Raw genomic sequence first — 305 nt, 5'->3', positions numbered from 1 at the left:
AACGCTCAGGCCCGCATCGCCACGTCCGCAGCGTTCGCTTGCGCGTGGAATGCGCGTTCGGATAACCGTGGAATCAGCGTTCGCTTTAGCGTGGAATGAGCGTTCGGTTTGCCTGGAATACGCACGCCTGAACAAGCGAGCGAGGCTTTTGATGGAAAGAATGTCGGCCGAGCCGACGGCCAGTGTGCCTCAGGCATGCCACGGTTGGGGCGAAACGATAGCGGCGTACCGCTTTTTCGATAACGAGAAGGTCCAGTGGCATGCGATTCTGGAGCCGCATTGGCAGCAGACGCAAAAGCGGATGC

At 59.3% G+C, this 305-nt stretch carries 1 protein-coding gene; it reads left to right on the top strand.

The genetic code is table 11. From position 1 onward, the window contains the following. Positions 1-112: 112 nt before the first annotated feature. Positions 113-305 (top strand): transposase DNA-binding-containing protein (locus GWC77_RS29960; protein WP_302181397.1); only part of this gene is annotated, 193 nt, incomplete at its 3' end.

Origin of the sequence: Paraburkholderia sp. NMBU_R16 (assembly GCF_013282575.1) — a bacterium.
Lineage (GTDB): Bacteria > Pseudomonadota > Gammaproteobacteria > Burkholderiales > Burkholderiaceae > Trinickia.
This window is presented reverse-complemented; position numbering and strand designations above follow the sequence as displayed.